This window comes from Brenneria populi, from assembly GCF_036016195.1.
Lineage (GTDB): Bacteria > Pseudomonadota > Gammaproteobacteria > Enterobacterales > Enterobacteriaceae > Brenneria > Brenneria populi.
This window is the reverse complement of the sequence record NZ_JAYWTM010000007.1, coordinates 168,181-187,316: the sequence shown is the minus strand read 5'-3', so window position 1 is coordinate 187,316 and position 19,136 is coordinate 168,181. Positions and strand designations below refer to the sequence as shown.

Here is a 19,136-nt window from a genome sequence, read left to right as displayed (position 1 = left end):
GCCAAAAGTCGCGAACGGTATGCCTTGTTAAAACCGGCTTTTCAATAGGGAAACGACTTCGTTTTTATATTGATGCGACCACGCGCCAAAGTACCTGGGATGATAAAGCCGGAGCGAGGCCGCAGGAAGTTCAGCCGATGAAACCCACGCCCGTCGCCGGAGATTGGATTCATCGCCAGCTTGAGAAAATACCGCATCAGGAAAATGGAACCGGATATCGAGATCCCGATCCGGCCCTGTCAGAAACAGAACTATATCGGGCTTGAGTAACTTCATCTCCGCCTTAAAAACAGGAAAATACGCTCTCTCAAGAGTGCGAATCTCATCCGTAACACCGGTCTTTCCATCGTTGCGGCCAATCTTAGCTAAATTCTGCCAAATAAACTGGAGTTGCTGCCCGCCCAAAATCCGGACCAACTGCGATTCGAAAAACCTGAAAGCCTTCCAGAAAGCGCTGACGCCGTAACCGTCATAAAACGCACCATCGATAAAGAAGCGTCGATAACCCGCCATACAATCTTCAACCGTCGCACCGAATGCCCCCCACCCCCAAGTCTCTTGACCACAGATCAAAATGCGTTTATTCGCTTGTAAAAATTCCGCTTCATTAAAGCAAAGAAGCAAGGGATTGGTAGGCGCCGGGCCTGCAATCTGACGACCATTTTCAAGTAAAGCGGGCCAGTTGGCTTCATAGAGTGCTTTTAGATACGAGTTTATATGCATTTTTTCTCACACCGGGATGACATTAACGGTAAAAGACTGGCCCGGGCCTTGTCGCTCACCGTCCCTTCCACCGCCAGCCAGCCTTATGGTACATCGCCGCTCCCCCACTTCCTTAAATTCGCAATGATATCCGCCGGACGCCGGTCATGTTGTTCCCTGATACCGCCAAAAATGACGGCATCAGGGAGTGGATTACAATGATTTCCATGGTTCACAAAAGAAAAAATCGCCAGTAAATCCTATGATTTTACTGGCGATTTTAGACGTTAGCGGAACTCAGTGGATGCTAAATCCTCACTCCCACTCAATCGTCGCCGGCGGTTTACCCGATACGTCGTACACCACGCGGGAGATGCCGTCGACTTCGTTGATGATGCGGTTGGATACGCGGCCGAGAAAATCGTACGGCAGGTGCGCCCAGTGCGCGGTCATAAAGTCGATGGTTTCCACCGCGCGCAGCGCGACAACCCAGTCATATTTACGGCCGTCGCCCATTACGCCGACGGAGCGCACCGGCAGGAAGACGGTAAACGCCTGGCTGACCTTATCGTACAGTTCGGCTTTGTGCAGCTCTTCAATAAAGATAGCATCGGCGCGACGCAGCAGGTCGCAATACGCTTTTTTCACTTCGCCCAGCACGCGTACGCCCAGGCCCGGCCCCGGGAACGGATGGCGGTAAAGCATATTGTACGGCAAGCCCAGCTCCAGCCCGATTTTACGCACTTCGTCTTTAAACAGCTCTTTTAACGGTTCGACCAGACCCAGCTTCATCTCTTTCGGCAGGCCGCCGACGTTATGGTGAGATTTGATCACGTGGGCTTTACCGGTTGCGGAAGCGGCGGATTCGATAACGTCAGGATAAATAGTGCCCTGAGCCAGCCACTTAACTTCAGACTGTTTGCAGGCTTCTTCGTCAAAAACTTCGACAAAGACGCGGCCGATGGTTTTACGCTTCGCTTCCGGATCGTCAATACCGGCCAGCGCCGCCAGGAAGCGCTCTTCCGCCGGGACGTGCACGATATTCAAACCGAACTGGTCGCCGAACATTTCCAGCACCTGATCGGCTTCGTTCAGGCGCAGCAGGCCGTTATCCACGAATACGCAGGTCAGGCGTTTGCCAATGGCGCGGTGCAGCAGCATGGCGGTGACGGAGGAGTCAACCCCGCCGGACAGCCCCAGAATCACATGGTCGTCGCCGACCTGCTGGCGAATACGGGCGACCGCGTCGTCGATAATTTTGGCCGGCGTCCACAGCGCCTCACACCGGCAGATATCGCGCACAAAACGTTCGAGCAGGCGCTGCCCCTGGCGGGTGTGCGTCACTTCCGGGTGGAACTGTACGCCGTAAAAATGTTTTTCTTCGTTGGCCATAATGGCGAACGGGCAGGTGTCGGTACTGGCGACCGTGACAAAACCGGCGGGAATAGCCGTGACTTTATCGCCGTGGCTCATCCAAACATCCAGCAGCGGCGCGCCGGCGGCGCTCAACGCATCCTGAATGTCGCCCACCAGCTGACTGTCCGTTTTAATTTCAACCTGCGCATAGCCGAATTCGCGCTCGCTGGAACCTTCGACGCGTCCACCCAGCTGCATCGCCATCGTCTGCATGCCGTAGCAAATGCCCAATACCGGAACGCCGGCGTTAAAGACATACTCCGGCGCGCGCGGGCTGTTGAACTCGGTGGTGCTTTCCGGGCCGCCGGAAAGCACAATGCCGTTGGGGTTGAATTCGCGGATCTGCGCTTCTGTGACATCCCATGCCCAGAGTTCACAATAAACACCCAGTTCACGAATACGTCGTGCAACCAGCTGCGTGTATTGCGAGCCGAAATCCAAAATAAGAATGCGGTGTTGATGAATGTTTTCTGTCATGGGAAACGTATTCCAAATACGAATATATCCCGCGGATCTCACGTCGCCGCGGCGGTTACGCCGCCTTTGCCGTGAAATCTATTGGATATAAAAGCTAAAAGTAATTAAACCCGGTGAATATTACCGGGTTTAACGAATTAAATCAGCCTGTAATCACCTTATGAACCCATACGGTAATTCGGTGATTCCTTGGTAATGGTAACGTCGTGAACATGGCTTTCCTGAATTCCGGCGCCGCTGATGCGGACAAACTCGGCCTGGGTGCGCAGCGCATCAATGGTTCCGCAACCGGTCAGCCCCATACAGGAACGCAGGCCGCCCATCTGCTGATGGACGATCTCTTTCAGGCGCCCTTTGTACGCGACGCGGCCTTCAATACCTTCCGGCACCAGTTTGTCCGCCGCATTGTCGCTCTGGAAGTAGCGATCGGAAGAGCCTTTGGACATCGCGCCCAGCGAACCCATGCCGCGGTAGGATTTGAAAGAGCGGCCCTGGTAGAGTTCGATCTCGCCGGGGGATTCCTCGGTACCGGCCAGCATGGAGCCCACCATCACGCAGGCCGCGCCCGCGGCGATCGCTTTGGCGATATCGCCGGAGAAACGAATGCCGCCGTCGGCGATCACCGGAATACCGGTGCCTTCCAGCGCTTCAACCGCGTCGGAAATCGCGGTGATCTGCGGCACGCCCACGCCGGTCACGATGCGGGTGGTGCAAATAGAACCGGGGCCGATACCCACTTTAACCGCGCTGACGCCGGCTTCCGCCAACGCTTTCGCGCCGGCGCTGGTGGCCACGTTGCCACCGATGATCGGCAGATCGGGATATTTGGCGCGCGCTTCACGGATACGCTGCAGCACGCCTTCGGAATGACCGTGGGAAGAGTCGATCAGCAGTACGTCAACGCCGGCGGCGACCAGAGCATCGATACGCGCTTCGTTGCCTTCGCCGGCGCCGACGGCCGCCCCAACGCGCAGACGGCCCTGCGCGTCTTTACAAGCATTGGGTTTACGTTCCGCTTTCTGGAAATCTTTTACGGTGATCATGCCGAGCAGATGGAAGTCGTCATCCACCACCAGCGCTTTCTCAACGCGTTTTTCATGCATTCTTTGCAGAACCACGTCGCGGGCTTCGTCGGCTTTTACCGTAACCAGACGTTCTTTCGGCGTCATCACCGCGCTGACCGGTTTTTCCAGGTCGGTGACAAAACGCACGTCACGGCCGGTAATGATGCCGACCAGTTCATTGCCTCCGGCCACTACGGGATAGCCGGCGAAACCATTACGTTCGGTCAGCTCTTTTACCTGACGCAGCGTAGTGGTCGGCGTAACGGTCTGAGGATCGACCACCACGCCGCTTTCATGTCTTTTTACGCGGCTGACTTCTTCAGCCTGACGTTCGATAGACATATTTTTATGAATAAAGCCGATACCGCCTTCCTGCGCCAGCGCAATAGCCAGATTGGATTCCGTTACGGTATCCATCGCGGCGGACAGCATAGGAATATTCAGACGGATGGTTTTCGTCAGTTGGGTGGTTAAATCAGCCGTATTAGGCAGAACAGTCGAGTGGGCGGGAACCAGGAGGACGTCGTCAAACGTCAATGCTTCTTTAGCGATACGTAACATGGGCAATATCTCACCAAGGTGAATGTGAAGAACAGATAAAATATTGCCGTGGCATTATACAGAGCGTAACCGGTTGTCTCCAGTGTTTTTTTAAAAAATGCTTGATTACCTGTTGCAGGCAGGTAGTATCAATCAATTAAGTCACTGTTTTAAAATTTGATCTGGCTCACAATGTCTCAATTCCCCTCTGCCGCGATTTTCACCGTTAGCCGACTGAACCAGACGGTTCGGCAACTGCTGGAGATGGAAATGGGCCAGATATGGCTTTCCGGCGAAATTTCCAACCTCTCTCAACCTGCATCCGGCCACTGGTATTTCACGCTGAAAGATGAGCGCGCCCAGGTGCGCTGCGCCATGTTTCGCAACAGCAACCGGCGCGTGACTTTCCGTCCGCAAAACGGCCAGCAGGTGCTGATACGCGCATCGATTACGCTGTATGAACCGCGCGGCGACTACCAGTTGCTGGCGGAAAGCATGCAGCCCGCGGGCGACGGCCTGCTGCAGCAGCAGTTCGAACAGTTAAAGCAGCGCCTGGCCGCGGAAGGGCTTTTCGATCGGCAGTTCAAGCAGGCATTGCCAAGCCCCGCCAGACAGGTCGGGGTGATTACTTCAGCCAGCGGCGCCGCCCTGCACGATATTTTACAGGTTCTGCAACGCCGGGATCCGTCGCTGCCGGTGGTGGTCTACCCGACCGCGGTACAGGGCGCCGACGCGCCGCTGCAGATTGTGCGCGCCATTGAGCTGGCGAACCAACGCGACGAATGTGATGTTCTGATCGTAGGCCGCGGCGGCGGTTCGCTGGAAGACTTGTGGAGTTTCAACGATGAACGGGTCGCCCGGGCGATTTTCGCCAGCCGTATTCCCGTCGTCAGCGCCGTCGGTCATGAAACCGACGTTACCATCGCCGACTTCGTCGGCGATTTGCGCGCCCCGACGCCCTCCGCCGCCGCGGAGCTGGTTAGCCGTAATCAGCTTGAACTTATCCGCCAGATACAGTCGCAGCGCCAGCGGCTGGAAATGGCGATGGATTATTACCTTGCCCAGCGCGGCCGTGATTTTACCCGTCTGCAACACCGCTTACAGCAGCAGCACCCGCAGCTGCGTCTGGCCCGCCAGCAGACGCAGTTGGTCAAGCTGCGCCAGAGGATGGATGAGGGGATGCAATCGCAGCTCAAACAGCTGGCGCGCCGCAGCGAACGCCTGAGGCAGCGGCTGATACAGCAGCAGCCGCAGGCCAAAATTCATCGCGCCCAGCAGCGTTTACAGCAGTTGCAGTATCAGATGCGGCGCGCCGTCGAGCGTCGACTCAATCAGCATAAGCAGCGGCTGGGCGTCGCCTGTTCGCGTCTAGAGGGGGTCAGCCCGCTGGCGACGCTGGCGCGTGGCTATAACGTAACCACCGCGCAGGATGGAAGAGTGCTGAAGAGCGTCGCCCAGGTCGCGCCGGACGACCTTTTGCAAACCCGCCTGCAGGACGGCTGGGTTGAAAGCCGGGTCACCCGGCTTACGCCGGAAAAAGCGGCGCCATCTACGGCCAAACAACGCAAGCCCGCGCACGATTAGCGCCGCCGATTGTCCCCCGCATTTGAGAAAATGCCGAAAGCTTCCGCGCCGACGCAAACCGGCGGGCGCGCGGCTTGAAAGATGAGGGATAAATACTTACCCTTATAAATTATTAAGCATCGCTCCTTTCGATCGTCTGATTGCCATTAGCCACCTTTCTCGATGTCAAGAGAAAAGAGGAGACAGAGGTATGAAATCCAGGCCGATTCACAGCGTGATCCCCCCTTACATTCTGCATCGAATCATCGCCAACGGGTCTGAGGAGCAGCGCCGCTGCGCCCAACAAACCCTGATGCACGTCCAGTCGCTGATGGTCACTACGCATCCCGGTCCGGCACCCCACGCCCTGGCATCCGCGGGGCAGGCCTATCGCGAAATTTACGACGCGGAAAATCAGCAGCAGCTACCGGGGAAATTGGTGCGTAAAGAGGGGCAAAACGGCAACGGCGATATCGCTGCCGACGAAGCCTATGACTATCTTGGCGCCACCTACGATTTCTTTTGGCAAATTTTTCAGCGCAACTCTCTGGATAACCAGGGATTAACGCTGACCGGCACCGTTCACTACGGCCAAGACTATCAGAACGCGTTCTGGAATGGACAACAGATGGTGTTTGGCGACGGCGACGGCAAGATCTTCAACCGTTTCACCATCGCCATCGATATTGTGGCGCATGAATTGTCGCACGGCGTGACCGAAACCGAAGCGGGACTCATCTACTTAAGGCAGTCCGGCGCGCTGAACGAGTCGCTATCCGACGTCTTCGCCTCCATGGTGAAACAGTTCCACCGCAAACAAACGGCGGAGCAGGCGGACTGGATGATCGGCGAAGAGCTGCTGGCGGAAGGGATCCACGGTACCGGCCTGCGCTCGATGTCGCAGCCGGGCACCGCCTATGACGATCCGCTGTTGGGCCGAGACCCGCAGCCATCCCATATGGACGGCTACATCAACACCCGAGAGGATAACGGCGGCGTGCATCTCAACTCGGGGATCCCCAATCGGGCATTCTACCTGACGGCCACCGGCCTGGGCGGCTACTCTTGGGAAAAAGCGGGTAAAATATGGTACGACACGCTATGCGACAAGTCGCTGCCGCAAAACGCCGACTTCGACGTTTTCTCCCGCTTGACCATTCAGCATGCCGAACGGCTTTTCGACCCATCCGTCGCCGATATCGTCAGGCAATCCTGGGAAAAAGTGGGCGTGGCATCCGCGGTGGGGGAATGATGAAGAACCTGCCCGAACTCACCGACGACGCCGTCATAGAGCTGGCGCGCGAAGGCGGCATTGCCTGGATCCCCAAGCTGGCCGGGCTGCGGCGTTTCGCGCTGGCCGGCCTGCCGGCGCCGGCGCGCGAACATATTTGCGCCGCGATCCGCACCGCCCTGCCGCTGGCGCGCGAGCCGGGGAGACCGGACTCGCCGGGACGCGGCGATCAGTTCTATTACCGCATCCATATCTATTCTTCCTCCGCAGAGAAAACGCATCATATGGAACAAGAGTTTTTGATTCCGGAAGATCTGGCGCCACCGGAGCTCGCCGCCCTATGGCGCGAAGGCAAATAGCGCTGTTAAATCAACGCCGCCGCGCGCTCTCGCCGGACGCGGGCGGAATCGTCGACTCTCCCGGACGGGCCAATATCTGTTAGGGTTATCGCATGAATGTAGGCAGCAAACTGCTCGGAGCGCAAATGGCCGAACTTATCCGCCACGGAAGGGAAACCGAGGCGCTCATGGCCGGCAACGATCGAACGTTGCTTGCGCGCTCATTAGAGGCGCTCGAAAGTTATTTCGGCAAACCCGTCCTGGAAATTCCGCGACAAAACGCTTTCCCCGTCGCGCTGACGCTATTTCTCTTTTTATTATCCTTTACACTGAATCTATTATTTCTGCTGGATCTATTCGCGATTAATACGCCGCCGGCGCACGTCGCTCTGTTTTTCATTCCGAGTATTCTGTTTATTATTTATATATTTTCCGCGAGCTATCTGTTGTCGCGGGGATATAATCGCGGGCTCATGCTATATAACTATTTTTTCATCGTCATACTCGCCCTGGGACTATTCCAATTTTTTTATTCTTGCGCCAATGCCGTGAACGCGATCTCTTTTTCTCCCGTCGCGTTGACGACATCCATCGCCGTATTATCGTCCCTCTTCCTTGGCCGAGCGCTGATGAATAGCCGATCGTTTGCCGCATTCGTGCTGTATTGCCGTATACAAAGAATGGCAACGCAATTTAGAAAACTCTGGATGGAGACGAGGAGGCGCTAAGGTTCGCGCGCGGCGGCAACGGGCGCCGAGCGAACCGAAGAATCATGCGATATCAAATCGTTATGTTTATTAGCGTATCGGAGTAAAACGCTACCTGGATATCCCTTGCGGTTTACTCCTGCGGTACAAATTCAACCCGTTTTTTCGAAATCAGGCCGTGCCCGTTTTGACAAAAATAATCCACCGCGCCACAGGCTTTCAATACCTGTAAAAGCTGGCGACATTCAGGACAGCGGGCCGCGCGGGCGTAATCCGCGCCGCAATTTTCACAATGAAACCCCGAGTCGTTCATACTCAATTCATGTTCGCAACGACGACAACGATAATGCATGGCTCCCCTCCGCTAAATCACCCCTAGCGAGCGTAAAAAATAGACGCCCAGCGCGATCACAAAAAACGAACCGGCGGTGGTTAAGCCAATAATATTGGCCGCCAGCGTCGGGTTGCCGCCCATTGCCCGGGTCATCGCATAGCTGCCCGCGGCCGTCGGCGTGGCGGAAAACAAAAAAATCACCCCAAGCGTCACGCCGCGAAAACCGACCAGCCAGCCCCCCAGCGTCAAAATACCCGGCACCACCAGCAGCTTAGCCAATGAAGAGAGCGCCGCCACGTTGGATGAGCGAAAAATCATACGCCAGTCGAGGCTGACGCCGGCGCACAGCAGCGCCAACGGCAGCGACAGCGCGGAGATGAAGCTCCCGGTCTGCTGAATCACCGACGGTATGGGCCAACCGCTTTTCGCATAGCACAATCCCGCCAGCAGGCCGATAATCAGCGGATTGGTGACGATACTCTTCAGCAACGCGAGAGTGCCCACGCCCCGTCCGTCGGCGCTCCGCTTTAAACTGCGCGTCAGCGTAATGACAGAGAGCACGTTAAACATAATGACGGTTACCAGCAGATACATGGAGCCAACAGCGACCCCTTCCTTGCCATAGGCGCTCATGGCAAATGCCAGCCCCATGATGCCGGTATTGGAACGAAACCCGCCCTGTACAAAGATGCCGCGCTCGGACGGCTGCTTAACGAGGTAAACAGCGGCCACTTCCAACAATAAATAGGTCAGCAACGTACCGATGACGCCATAAACCACCAGCGGCAGTTGCTCAATAATCGGCTGATGATTGGCGGCGACGCTGAAAAACAGCAGGCAAGGCAGCGAGACATTAAAAACCAGTCGCATTGCCGAATCGCAAAAATCGTCATTCAATAGGTTCAGCTTACGTAGCGCAATCCCGAGCAACAGCATCAATAGGTTAGGCACCGTAACGTTAAACGCAAAACTCCAGTTTTCCCAAGACATAGATTCCCTTGTGACTCAGTCGCGCCAGGCCGCGCCGCATGCCCGCCCCAATGGCGTTATTTGCTCTTTTTAATATGCTTCATCAGACGTTTACGCTTACGCAGCTGATTGGGCGTCAGCGTATTACGCTTATCCGCGAAGGGGTTTTCCCCCTCTTTGAACTGAATACGGATCGGCGTTCCCATCACCTGAAGCGAACGGCGATAGTAGTTCATCAGATAGCGTTTGTAGGCGTCGGGCAAATCCTTCACCTGGTTACCGTGGATCACCACGATAGGCGGGTTATATCCCCCCGCATGGGCGTACTTCAGCTTCACCCGGCGGCCGCGCACCAGCGGAGGCTGATGGTCATCGACCGCCATCTGCATAATGCGCGTCAGCATGGAGGTGCCCACGCGGCGGGTCGCGCAGTTATAGGCTTCAAGCACCGACTCGAACAGATTGCCCACGCCGCTGCCGTGCAGGGCGGAGATGAAATGAATACGGGCGAAATCGATAAAACCGAGGCGGAAATCCAGCGTTTCCTTCACCTGCTCGCGGACATCCTGCGACAGGCCGTCCCATTTGTTGACCACAATCACCAGCGAACGCCCGCTATTGAGGATAAAGCCCAATAGCGAAAGATCCTGATCGGCAATGCCTTCGCGGGCATCAATAACCAGCATCACGACGTTGGCGTCTTCAATCGCCTGTAGCGTTTTAATCACCGAGAACTTTTCGACCGTATCGGTCACCTTGCCGCGCTTACGCACCCCGGCGGTATCGATCAGCACGTATTCCCGTTCGTCGCGCACCATCGGGATATAAATACTGTCGCGCGTGGTGCCCGGCATATCGTACACCACCACCCGTTCCTCCCCCAGAATGCGGTTGGTGAGCGTGGACTTGCCAACGTTGGGACGCCCAACAATCGCCAGCTTAATCGGCAGCGTTTCAGGATCGAAGTCGTCTTCTTCGGCCTGCGCCTCGGCGGCAGCCTGCTCATCCCCGAGCTGCTCCGCCCAGTAGGCGGCGTTTTCTTCTTCTTCCGTCAGCGCGACGGCTTCGGACGCGTCGTCCTGTACGAACGGCAGCAGGGCTTTTTCCAGCAAAGAGGTGACGCCGCGCCCGTGAGACGCCGCTATCGGATAAATGTCCCCCATTCCGAGGGCGTAAAAATCGCCGATGACGGCGTCGGGGTCGATACCGTCCGTTTTATTGGCGACCAGGAACGTGGCTTTCCGCCGGCTGCGCAGATGTTGGGCGATGCCCCGATCGGCGGGCATCAGCCCCGCCCGGGCATCCACCATAAACAGCACGATATCGGCCTCTTCAATCGCCATCAGCGACTGACCGGCCATGCGGGTTTCCACGCCGTCTTCGGTGCCATCGATACCGCCGGTATCGATGATAATAAATTCATTCCCTTCCACTTCCGCACGACCATACTTGCGGTCGCGAGTCAGCCCGGGGAAATCCGCCACCAAGGCATCACGCGTACGCGTCAGGCGGTTAAATAGCGTGGATTTCCCCACATTCGGACGTCCGACCAGCGCGACGACAGGTATCATTGTTACAACCTCATTACTTATGTTTCAGTACGTTACAGCAAGCATACTCGCTGACGATAAAAGACGAAACGGCTCCTGATGCCGTCAGGAGCCGTTGGGGGATCGCGGCCGCAGGCGGCGGGATCCGGATATTTCCGTTTTCAGCTAGCGGGTGAAGGCGTAAACCTCGCCGCTTTTCGCCTGGATAAGCAGCTTATCGCTGGCGACCACCGGTTTACCCAGGAAACCGGAGCTATCGACATTCTGCTGCGCGACAAAACGGCCGTCGGCCGTGTTCAGCCAGTGCAGGTAGCCTTCGGAGTCGCCCACCACCAGGTAGCCGTTATACAGCACGGGCGCCGTCAGGTTGCGGTGCAGCAGATCGCTCTGACGCCACAGGTTCACGCCGCCATTGGTGTTCAGCGCCACGATGCGATCGTTCTGATCGACCAGATAGATACGGTCGCCGTCGACGATGAAGTCATGTACCGAGCCCATCTCCCGTTTCCACAGGATCTGGCCGGAACGCAGATCCAGCGCGGTCATGTTGCCGTTATAGCCCAGCGCGTAGACCACTTCGCCAGCGATAACCGGCGTGGTATCGACGTCGTTCAGGCGGTCTATTTCCGTCGCCCCGCTCGGCTGTGAAATACGCTGTTGCCAGATTAACTGTCCCTGGTTAATCAGCACCGCATTCACCCGGCCGTTATCGCCGCCGACGATAGCCGCGCCGAAAGCCACGGCCGGCGCGGATTCGCCGCGCAGAGACAGCGTGGGCATATCCAGATTAACCGTCCACTTAATCGCGCCGTCGGCTTCATTCAACGCCTGCAGCATTCCGTTACTGGTATGAACCAGCACCACACCGTCGCTGACTACCGGACGCGAAACTACTTCGCCGGCGACCTTGGTTTGCCATACCGCCGCGCCATCCTCGGCGTTCAGGGCGAATATCTGGGCTTTTTCACTGCCGACATAGACATGATTGCCCGATACCGTTACCCCGCCGGATAATAACGCCGGCCTGTTCGCGGATAAGAAGCCGGTTTTTTCGGACAGGTCGACGCGCCAGATTTCGGCGCCGCTGTCGAGATCCAGCGCTTTTACCGTTCCTTTGCGATCGGCGGCGAATACGCGCTCGCCCTGCCAGCCGGGATGCAGATTAGAATAAAATTCGCCGATGCCGCCGCCGACAGAACGGCTCCAGACTTTCGTCGGCGTAAACTGATTGGTCACCGTCGGCAACGGAGACATAGTGACGACATCTTCCTCGCTGTTAAACAGCGAACATCCGCTCAGCAGGGCGGCGGAAACCAGTCCTACCAGAAGTGTTTTACGCAATTGCATGGAATTCCTCTTAGCTGGACAGGTTGTTCAGTTTCATACGCAGGAATGCTTGTAACGCCTGCGGCGGGTTAGCGGACAGACCTTTTTCATAGGCTTCGCGCGCGGCCTGGTTATCCCCTTTACTGACCAGGGCATCGCCGCGGATTTCCGCCGCCAAAGCGACCCAGCCATCCAGCTTGACGGCATCCAGCGTCTTCAGCGCCTCATCCGCCCTGTTCTCTTGCAGCTGAACGCGCGCCAAACGCAAGTTCACCAGAGAGAGCAGATCGGCGTCTTTGGTTTGGGACTGCGCCTGAATCAGGTGCTGCTCGGCTTTGGCAAAATCTTTTCGATCCGCATAGTGACGGGCCAGCTCCAGCGACGCCAGCACGCCATAGCTATTTTTATTCTCGGCGGAAAACTTCTCGGCCTGGGCGACGCCTTCGGCTTTACCTTCCGCCAGGCGCTCGCTGATTTGCTGATATGACGTAGATGATTCCATTGCGCTATTGCTTTGATGGTTCAGCCAGAAACGCCATCCCACCAGCGCGCCGACACCAAGCACAACACCGACGGCCAACGCCTTCCCATTTTCGGCGAAGAAACGACGTAACGCATCAACCTGCTCATTCTCTGTGGTATAGACTTCCACGGTGTCTCTCTCCTCAATCCAGCAACGTCGCCAGTCTTGCGGCGACGTCAGCCTGTGCCAATGTATCCTGCTCGCCGTTTTTCAGGTTTTTAACCACCACCTGACCCGCCGCGACTTCGTTCTCGCCGAGCACCAGCGCGATACGGGCGCCCCACTTGTCGGCGCGGGCAAATTGCTTTTTAAAATTGCCGCCGCCGTAGTTGGTCATCAGTTTTAGCTGCGGCAGTGCGTCGCGCAGCGTCTCCGCCAGTTTCATCGCCGCAATCTGCGTGCCTTCGCCTGAAGAGATCAGATAGACGTCGACGCCGGGAAGCGCTTTAAACTCAGGATTGACGGACTGCACCAGCAGAACCAGACGCTCCAGGCCCATCGCAAACCCTACGGACGGCGTAGCATGCCCCCCCAGCTGTTCGACCATGCCGTCATAACGGCCGCCGGCACAGACCGTGCCCTGCGCGCCCAGACTGCTCGTCACCCACTCGAACACGGTACGGTTGTAATAATCCAAACCGCGAACCAAACGCGGATTAACGGTATATGGGATGCCAGCCTGCGTTAAAAGTTCACACAATGATGCGAAGTGGGCGCGAGACTCATCGTCGAGATAGTCGGTAAGCACCGGCGCGTCATTCAGCAGCGTCTGAACCCGGGCGTTTTTGGAATCCAGCACGCGCAGCGGGTTGGTGTACATGCGGCGCAGGCAGTCTTCATCAAGCCGATCTTTATGCTGTTCGAGGAAAGCGATCAGCGCCTCACGGTAAACGGCGCGCGCTTCCAGAGAGCCGATCGAGTTCAATTCAAGATTGACGTGCTGCGAAATACCCAGCACCCGCCACCAGCGGGCCGTCAGCATAATCAGTTCGGCGTCGATATCCGGCCCCTGCAGGCCAAAGACTTCGCAACCGATCTGATGAAATTGGCGATAGCGTCCCTTCTGCGGACGCTCGTGGCGGAACATCGGCCCGCAATACCACAGGCGCTGTTCCTGATTGTAGAGGATGCCGTGCTCAATACCGGCGCGAACGCAACTCGCCGTATTCTCAGGGCGCAGCGTCAGGCTGTCGCCGTTGCGATCCTCGAAGGTATACATCTCTTTTTCGACCACATCGGTCACTTCCCCGATGGCGCGCTTAAACAACGCGGTCTGTTCAACGATCGGCGTGCGGATTTCACTGTAGCCGTAGCTGCCGAGCACCTGCTTCAGGCTGTTTTCAATACGCTGCCACAACGCCGTATCGGCCGGCAGGTAATCGTTCATGCCGCGGATGGCTTGAATATTTTTTGCCACGTCAGTTCTCTATCTATTTTTCAAAAAATAAACCCGATTATAGGGGGATCGGCACTGCATCTTCAACGCCAGAGCCTCCCCGTCGGGTTCAAGAATCATCTTTCCGCGCACGGCGGCATCAGACCGCGCCGGAGCGGTTATTTATCAACCAGATTTATCGTAATGCGCTGGCTTTCATCCATCATGGAAGCCTTGGCGCGAATTTTGGCCTCCAGCTGATCGATCATCCGCTCATTATCGAAACGTTCGCGCTGGCGAACGCCGTCTTCATAGAAACCGCTCTTATTGTGTCCGCCGGTCACGCCGATAGTGGAAACCAGCGCCTCGCCCGGCCCGTTAACCACGCAGCCGATAATCGATACGTCCATTGGCGTAATGATATCTTCCAGGCGTTGTTCCAGCGCATTGACGGTGCCGATGACATCGAACTCCTGGCGCGAACAGGTGGGACAGGCGATAAAATTGATGCCGCGCGAGCGGATGCGCAGCGACTTCAGAATATCGAAACCGACTTTTACTTCTTCCACCGGATCGGCGGCCAGAGAAATACGCAGCGTATCGCCGATGCCTTCCGACAGCAGCATTCCCAAACCGATCGCCGACTTGACCGCGCCGCTGCGCGCGCCGCCGGCTTCGGTGATCCCTAGATGCAGCGGCTGATCGATGCGCGCGGCCAATAACCGATAGGACTGCACGGCCAGAAAAACGTCGGACGCCTTTACGCTGACCTTGAAACGGTCGAAGTTGAGACGATCGAGGATATCGACGTGACGCATGGCGGACTCCAGCAGGGCTTCCGGCGTAGGCTCGCCGTACTTTTCCTGCAGATCCTTTTCCAGGGAGCCGCCGTTAACGCCGATGCGGATGGGAATATTTTTATCCCGCGCGCAATCGACGACGGCGCGAATGCGCTCTTCGTTGCCGATATTGCCCGGATTGATGCGCAGGCAGTCGACGCCGTACTCGGCGACTTTTAACGCGATGCGGTAGTCGAAATGGATATCGGCCACCAGCGGGACGTTCACCTGCTGTTTAATGAGCTTGAACGCTTCCGCCGCGTCCATGGTTGGAACGGAAACACGCACAATATCAACACCGACGCGTTCCAGTGATTTGATTTGATTAACCGTCGCTTCAACATCAGTGGTTCGGGTATTGGTCATAGACTGCACCGCAATCGGCGCGCCATCCCCAATAGGCACCTTGCCGACGTAAATCCGCTTTGATTTCCGACGGGTGATGGGTGCTGCGTTATGCATTACTTCTTCTCCAAAATTGCAACATCGCGGGTAGCGTCTGGCTTATTCCGCCGCCAGCGTCAGACGTGCAACCTGATTGCTTCTTACGAACCGGCTTAAATCGACCGGTTTACCTTGATATTGAATCTGTACCGCGGCGGGCGCGCCGATTTTCAGATGATAAGGCGCCTGACCGCTCAAATTCAGGGAGCCGCCGTTACGCTGCATCCCGCTGAACAGTTTTTTCCCGCTGGCGTCCGTCACTTCCAGCCAGCAATCGGCGCTGAAATTCATCACCAGCGCTTGCGCCGCGGCGACCGGCGAAGGCGCATCGCCTGCGGCCGGCGGCGGCGCGCTCGGGTTCGCATTCGCCGCCGATGGCTGCGGCGCGGAGGCCGTCGGCGCGGCCGGCGCGATCTCGGGCTGAGCCGGCGTCTGCGCCGCGCTGTCCGCGCTCAGCGGCGCATCCGTCGGGGCGGAAGGCGCGTCGGCGGAGACGGCCGGATCCTGCGCGTCGCTATTATCCATCAACGGCACATCCTGCCCCTCGCTCGCGGTCTGCATCGAGGCGGCATGATCGACCATACTGTTGATTTCCTGCTGCTGCGCCTGATGATTTTGCCACCACCAGGCGCCGGTCAGCCCCAGAACGATGATGACCACCAGCCAGGTGAAGGTCATTAGCCAGCCATCGCGTTTCTTGCGGCTTTTTCCCAAAGAAAAGCTCTGCATCGGCGCCACATTGGACGCCTTGGGAACCACATGCTTATCCAGCATGGGCAGCAATTCGCCTTCCGATACATGGACCAGCTTCGCATAAGAACGGATATAGCCGCGTAAAAACGTCGGCGCCAAATTAGCCGGCGCGTTGCCTTCTTCGATTTCACGCACGATGGAGAGCTTAAGACACAAACGTTCAGCAACGAGTTGCTGGGTCAATCCCAGACGTTCACGCGCCTGACGAAGACGTTCGCCGGGAATGGTTGGTGCTGTATTATCTTGAGTGGCTTCAGTATTCATTAGCTAAGAACTGCTGGTACTGTTTGGATTGTGGAAAACTTCGCGCCAGCGATTTGCCATAACGTTCGATGTCGTCATCATGACCCGCCAGCGCGGCGAAACGAATCTGTAACCATAAACTCTCGGCGCTGGCCGGGAGAGTATGCTGATAAACGTCCAGCAGCCATTGAGCCTGCTGGTACCGTCCGGCGGAAAACTGCTTATCCGCTTCTGTTAACAACATGAAGCCTTTTGCTGGATCATACCTCAGCGCCCGGTTCAATACGCTGCGCGCATTATCATTTTGACCGGCTTTGAAAAAGCAATAACCTGCATTCTCCAACGCATCGGCGACCTGATGGTAATCGGGGAGTCGGGCTGCCGCGCTGAACTGCCGCTGCGCCGCCACATACTGCCCTAAACTACACAGAAACGCACCGTAATTATTCATTACGTCGCCGTTTCCCGGCGCTAGCCGCAACGCGAGCCGATAACGCTGTTCCGCCGCCTGGTTTTCGCCCACCCGCTGCTCGTAAAGCGCCATGCCTAACTGCGTGCGGTAGTCTTGCGGCGCGGCCTCCAGCGCTTTGGCGAAATTTTGGCGAGCGGCGTCGAGGTTATTGCGCGCCAGATACTCCAACCCCAGCTGCAAGCGGGTCTGCGCTGCCGCCGCATCGGCCTTTTCACCGGACGAATGGCCGCAGCCGGCCAACAAAACGGCGGCGAAAACCAGCGGCCGTCCCCTTCCCTGTGTTACCTGTCGCATCACGCCTGACTTCCTTCCATTGTCGTCCCGGCCGAGCATATCGGCGGCTATGTTACCTTAATCCGCGTCTGGCCGCAGCCATCCCCTGCGGGTCTAGGCGATTAGCGCATCATCGCCGCCCGGCTATCGCGCGGACTATCAGGTATCAGACCGTTTTAACCGAGATAGGTTCACCCGCCATTTTTTTCTTTAGCGTACGTTTGGTTCTGTCCACCACTTCGCCGGCAAGCTGACCGCAGGCGGCGTCGATATCGTCGCCGCGCGTTTTACGCACAATGGTGGTAAAACCATATTCCATAAGCACTTTGGAGAAACGATTGACCCGGCTGTTCGAACTGCAGCCATAGGGCGCGCCGGGGAACGGATTCCAGGGAATCAGGTTAATCTTGCACGGCGTGTCTTTCAGACATTCGGCCAACTGGTGCGCATGCTCCGTTCCATCGTTGATATGGTCCAGCATCACGTATTCCACCGTCACCCGCCCCTGATTGGCGTTGGACTTCTCCAGATAACGCCGCACCGCGCTCAAAAAGGTTTCGATATTGTATTTCTTATTAAGCGGCATGATTTCGTTACGAATTTCATCGTTCGGCGCGTGCAGGGAGATCGCCAGAGCTACGTCGATCATATCGCCCAGCTTATCCAGCGCCGGCACCACGCCGGAGGTCGACAGCGTGACGCGACGCTTCGACAAACCGAAACCGAAATCATCCAGCATGATCTCCATCGCCGGCACCACGTTGGTCAGGTTAAGCAGCGGCTCCCCCATTCCCATCATCACTACGTTGGTGATCGGGCGCTGGCCGGTGACCTTAAACGCGCCGATGGTTTTCGCCGCGCGCCACACCTGGCCGATAATTTCGGAAACCCGCAGGTTGCGGTTAAAGCCCTGCTGGGCGGTTGAACAGAATTTGCACTCCAGCGCGCAGCCGACCTGGGAAGAGACGCACAGCGTCGCTCGGTCCTCTTCCGGAATATAGACGGTTTCCACACGCTGGCCGCCGACCAGAATCGCCCACTTGATGGTGCCGTCGGAGGAGCGCTGCTCCGCCACCACTTCCGGCGCGCGGATTTCGGCGACCTCTTGCAGTTTGGCGCGAAACGCTTTGTTGATATCCGTCATCTGGGAGAAATCATCACAGCAATAGTGATAGATCCACTTCATCACCTGATCGGCGCGGAAGGGTTTTTCCCCCAAAGAGGCAAAAAACTCCCGCATTTGCGGACGGTTCAGATCCAGCAGGTTGACTTTTTCCAGCGCAGGTTTGGCGGGCTCGATAGCGACGGCGGACGCCGGTGAAATTTCAGATACGGCGTTTTCAGACACGATGTGTTCGGACATAAAAGACTCTTGGCCTCGTTATTACACGTTATGGCTCGTAAGAAGGATGATAAAAAGCGCCCCGGACAAAGCGCAGACCCGCCGGGGCGCCGCATTGTACAAAGTTTAGTAGCGTCAGACCAGCGGCGCGCGGAATTAATTGCGCGGAAAAATCTCATCGGCGCTGAAGAAATAGGCGATTTCGCGCTGCGCGGATTCGATGGAGTCCGAACCGTGCACCGCGTTCTCCGTCAGGCTGTCGGCGTAATCGGCGCGCAGCGTGCCCGCCAGCGCGTTAGCCGGGTTAGTCGCGCCCATGATGTCGCGGTTACGCTGCACCGCATTTTCGCCTTCCAGCACCTGCACCATGATCGGGCCCGATATCATGAACGCAACCAGGCCGTCGAAAAACGGTTTGCCCCGGTGTTCGGCGTAAAAGCCTTCGGCCTGTTCGCGCGTCAAATGCAGCATTTTGGCCGCCACAATGTTAAATCCCGCGCTTTCAAAACGCGCGTAAATCGCGCCGATGGCGTTCTTTGCCACAGCATTCGGTTTTACGATGGAAAAGGTACGTTCTATCGTCATATTGACCTCGTTCAATAACTGTCGGTAACGCCGGATTGAAAGAATAATAATTCTGACCAACAACAAAAGC

18 protein-coding genes are annotated in these 19,136 nt (G+C 56.9%); 4 read left to right on the top strand and 14 right to left on the bottom strand.

The features are described from left to right. Positions 1 to 27: 27 nt before the first annotated feature. From VSX58_RS10805 to guaB, 3 genes are all read right to left on the bottom strand, one after another. Positions 28 to 723 carry a hypothetical protein gene (locus VSX58_RS10805; RefSeq protein WP_327618061.1) on the bottom strand — a complete coding sequence of 232 codons (696 nt, stop codon included), beginning with the start codon at positions 721 to 723 and terminating at the stop codon, positions 28 to 30. A gap of 294 nt (positions 724 to 1,017) precedes the next feature. Beyond that, positions 1,018 to 2,595 carry a glutamine-hydrolyzing GMP synthase gene (gene guaA, locus VSX58_RS10800; protein WP_327618060.1) on the bottom strand — a complete coding sequence of 526 codons (1,578 nt, stop codon included), beginning with the start codon at positions 2,593 to 2,595 and terminating at the stop codon, positions 1,018 to 1,020. A 158-nt stretch (positions 2,596 to 2,753) separates the two neighbouring features. Further along, complete coding sequence (gene guaB / locus VSX58_RS10795) at positions 2,754 to 4,220, bottom strand: IMP dehydrogenase (protein WP_327618059.1); 1,467 nt, start codon at positions 4,218 to 4,220, stop codon at positions 2,754 to 2,756. 171 nt (positions 4,221 to 4,391) lie between these two features. On the opposite strand from guaB, the gene xseA reads away from it, so the two are divergent. From xseA to VSX58_RS10775, 4 genes are all read left to right on the top strand, one after another. Beyond that, positions 4,392 to 5,783 (top strand): exodeoxyribonuclease VII large subunit, encoded by a 1,392-nt coding sequence (gene xseA, locus VSX58_RS10790; RefSeq protein ID WP_327618058.1) that lies wholly within the window; start codon positions 4,392 to 4,394, stop codon positions 5,781 to 5,783. 190 nt (positions 5,784 to 5,973) lie between these two features. Then, a complete protein-coding gene (locus VSX58_RS10785; protein ID WP_327618057.1) occupies positions 5,974 to 7,014 on the top strand; it encodes a M4 family metallopeptidase in 1,041 nt (346 codons plus the stop codon). Continuing rightward, positions 7,014 to 7,352: a protealysin inhibitor emfourin gene (locus VSX58_RS10780; protein WP_327618217.1), complete on the top strand. Its 339-nt coding sequence runs from the start codon at positions 7,014 to 7,016 to the stop codon at positions 7,350 to 7,352. Before VSX58_RS10785 ends, VSX58_RS10780 begins: the two co-directional genes overlap by 1 nt. A gap of 92 nt (positions 7,353 to 7,444) precedes the next feature. Continuing rightward, positions 7,445 to 8,059: a hypothetical protein gene (locus VSX58_RS10775; RefSeq protein ID WP_327618056.1), complete on the top strand. Its 615-nt coding sequence runs from the start codon at positions 7,445 to 7,447 to the stop codon at positions 8,057 to 8,059. Positions 8,060 to 8,171: 112 nt separating this feature from the next. Here the strand turns inward: VSX58_RS10775 and VSX58_RS10770 are convergent, their stop codons facing one another. From VSX58_RS10770 to ndk, 11 genes are all read right to left on the bottom strand, one after another. Then, positions 8,172 to 8,390, bottom strand: coding sequence for a zinc ribbon domain-containing protein (locus tag VSX58_RS10770; protein ID WP_327618055.1), 219 nt, complete (start codon positions 8,388 to 8,390; stop codon positions 8,172 to 8,174). Between the two features lie 12 nt (positions 8,391 to 8,402). Then, entirely contained in the window at positions 8,403 to 9,362 is a 960-nt protein-coding gene (locus VSX58_RS10765; protein WP_327618054.1) for an AEC family transporter, read from the bottom strand. 56 nt (positions 9,363 to 9,418) lie between these two features. Then, positions 9,419 to 10,912: a ribosome biogenesis GTPase Der gene (der, locus tag VSX58_RS10760; protein WP_327618053.1), complete on the bottom strand. Its 1,494-nt coding sequence runs from the start codon at positions 10,910 to 10,912 to the stop codon at positions 9,419 to 9,421. Between the two features lie 144 nt (positions 10,913 to 11,056). After that, entirely contained in the window at positions 11,057 to 12,238 is a 1,182-nt protein-coding gene (bamB, locus tag VSX58_RS10755) for an outer membrane protein assembly factor BamB (protein WP_327613452.1), read from the bottom strand. A gap of 10 nt (positions 12,239 to 12,248) precedes the next feature. Continuing rightward, positions 12,249 to 12,869 carry a YfgM family protein gene (locus VSX58_RS10750; RefSeq protein WP_327618052.1) on the bottom strand — a complete coding sequence of 207 codons (621 nt, stop codon included), beginning with the start codon at positions 12,867 to 12,869 and terminating at the stop codon, positions 12,249 to 12,251. Positions 12,870 to 12,882: 13 nt separating this feature from the next. Beyond that, positions 12,883 to 14,157 (bottom strand): histidine--tRNA ligase, encoded by a 1,275-nt coding sequence (gene hisS / locus VSX58_RS10745; RefSeq protein WP_327618051.1) that lies wholly within the window; start codon positions 14,155 to 14,157, stop codon positions 12,883 to 12,885. A gap of 137 nt (positions 14,158 to 14,294) precedes the next feature. Next, complete coding sequence (gene ispG / locus VSX58_RS10740; protein WP_327613455.1) at positions 14,295 to 15,416, bottom strand: flavodoxin-dependent (E)-4-hydroxy-3-methylbut-2-enyl-diphosphate synthase; 1,122 nt, start codon at positions 15,414 to 15,416, stop codon at positions 14,295 to 14,297. 42 nt (positions 15,417 to 15,458) lie between these two features. Continuing rightward, entirely contained in the window at positions 15,459 to 16,415 is a 957-nt protein-coding gene (gene rodZ, locus VSX58_RS10735) for a cytoskeleton protein RodZ (RefSeq protein WP_327618050.1), read from the bottom strand. Then, entirely contained in the window at positions 16,405 to 17,160 is a 756-nt protein-coding gene (gene pilW / locus VSX58_RS10730) for a type IV pilus biogenesis/stability protein PilW (protein WP_327618049.1), read from the bottom strand. Before pilW ends, rodZ begins: the two co-directional genes overlap by 11 nt. A gap of 145 nt (positions 17,161 to 17,305) precedes the next feature. Continuing rightward, a complete protein-coding gene (locus VSX58_RS10725) occupies positions 17,306 to 18,502 on the bottom strand; it encodes a bifunctional tRNA (adenosine(37)-C2)-methyltransferase TrmG/ribosomal RNA large subunit methyltransferase RlmN (RefSeq protein ID WP_327618048.1) in 1,197 nt (398 codons plus the stop codon). Between the two features lie 135 nt (positions 18,503 to 18,637). Then, positions 18,638 to 19,066 (bottom strand): nucleoside-diphosphate kinase, encoded by a 429-nt coding sequence (gene ndk / locus VSX58_RS10720; RefSeq protein ID WP_327618047.1) that lies wholly within the window; start codon positions 19,064 to 19,066, stop codon positions 18,638 to 18,640. Positions 19,067 to 19,136: the final 70 nt, after the last annotated feature.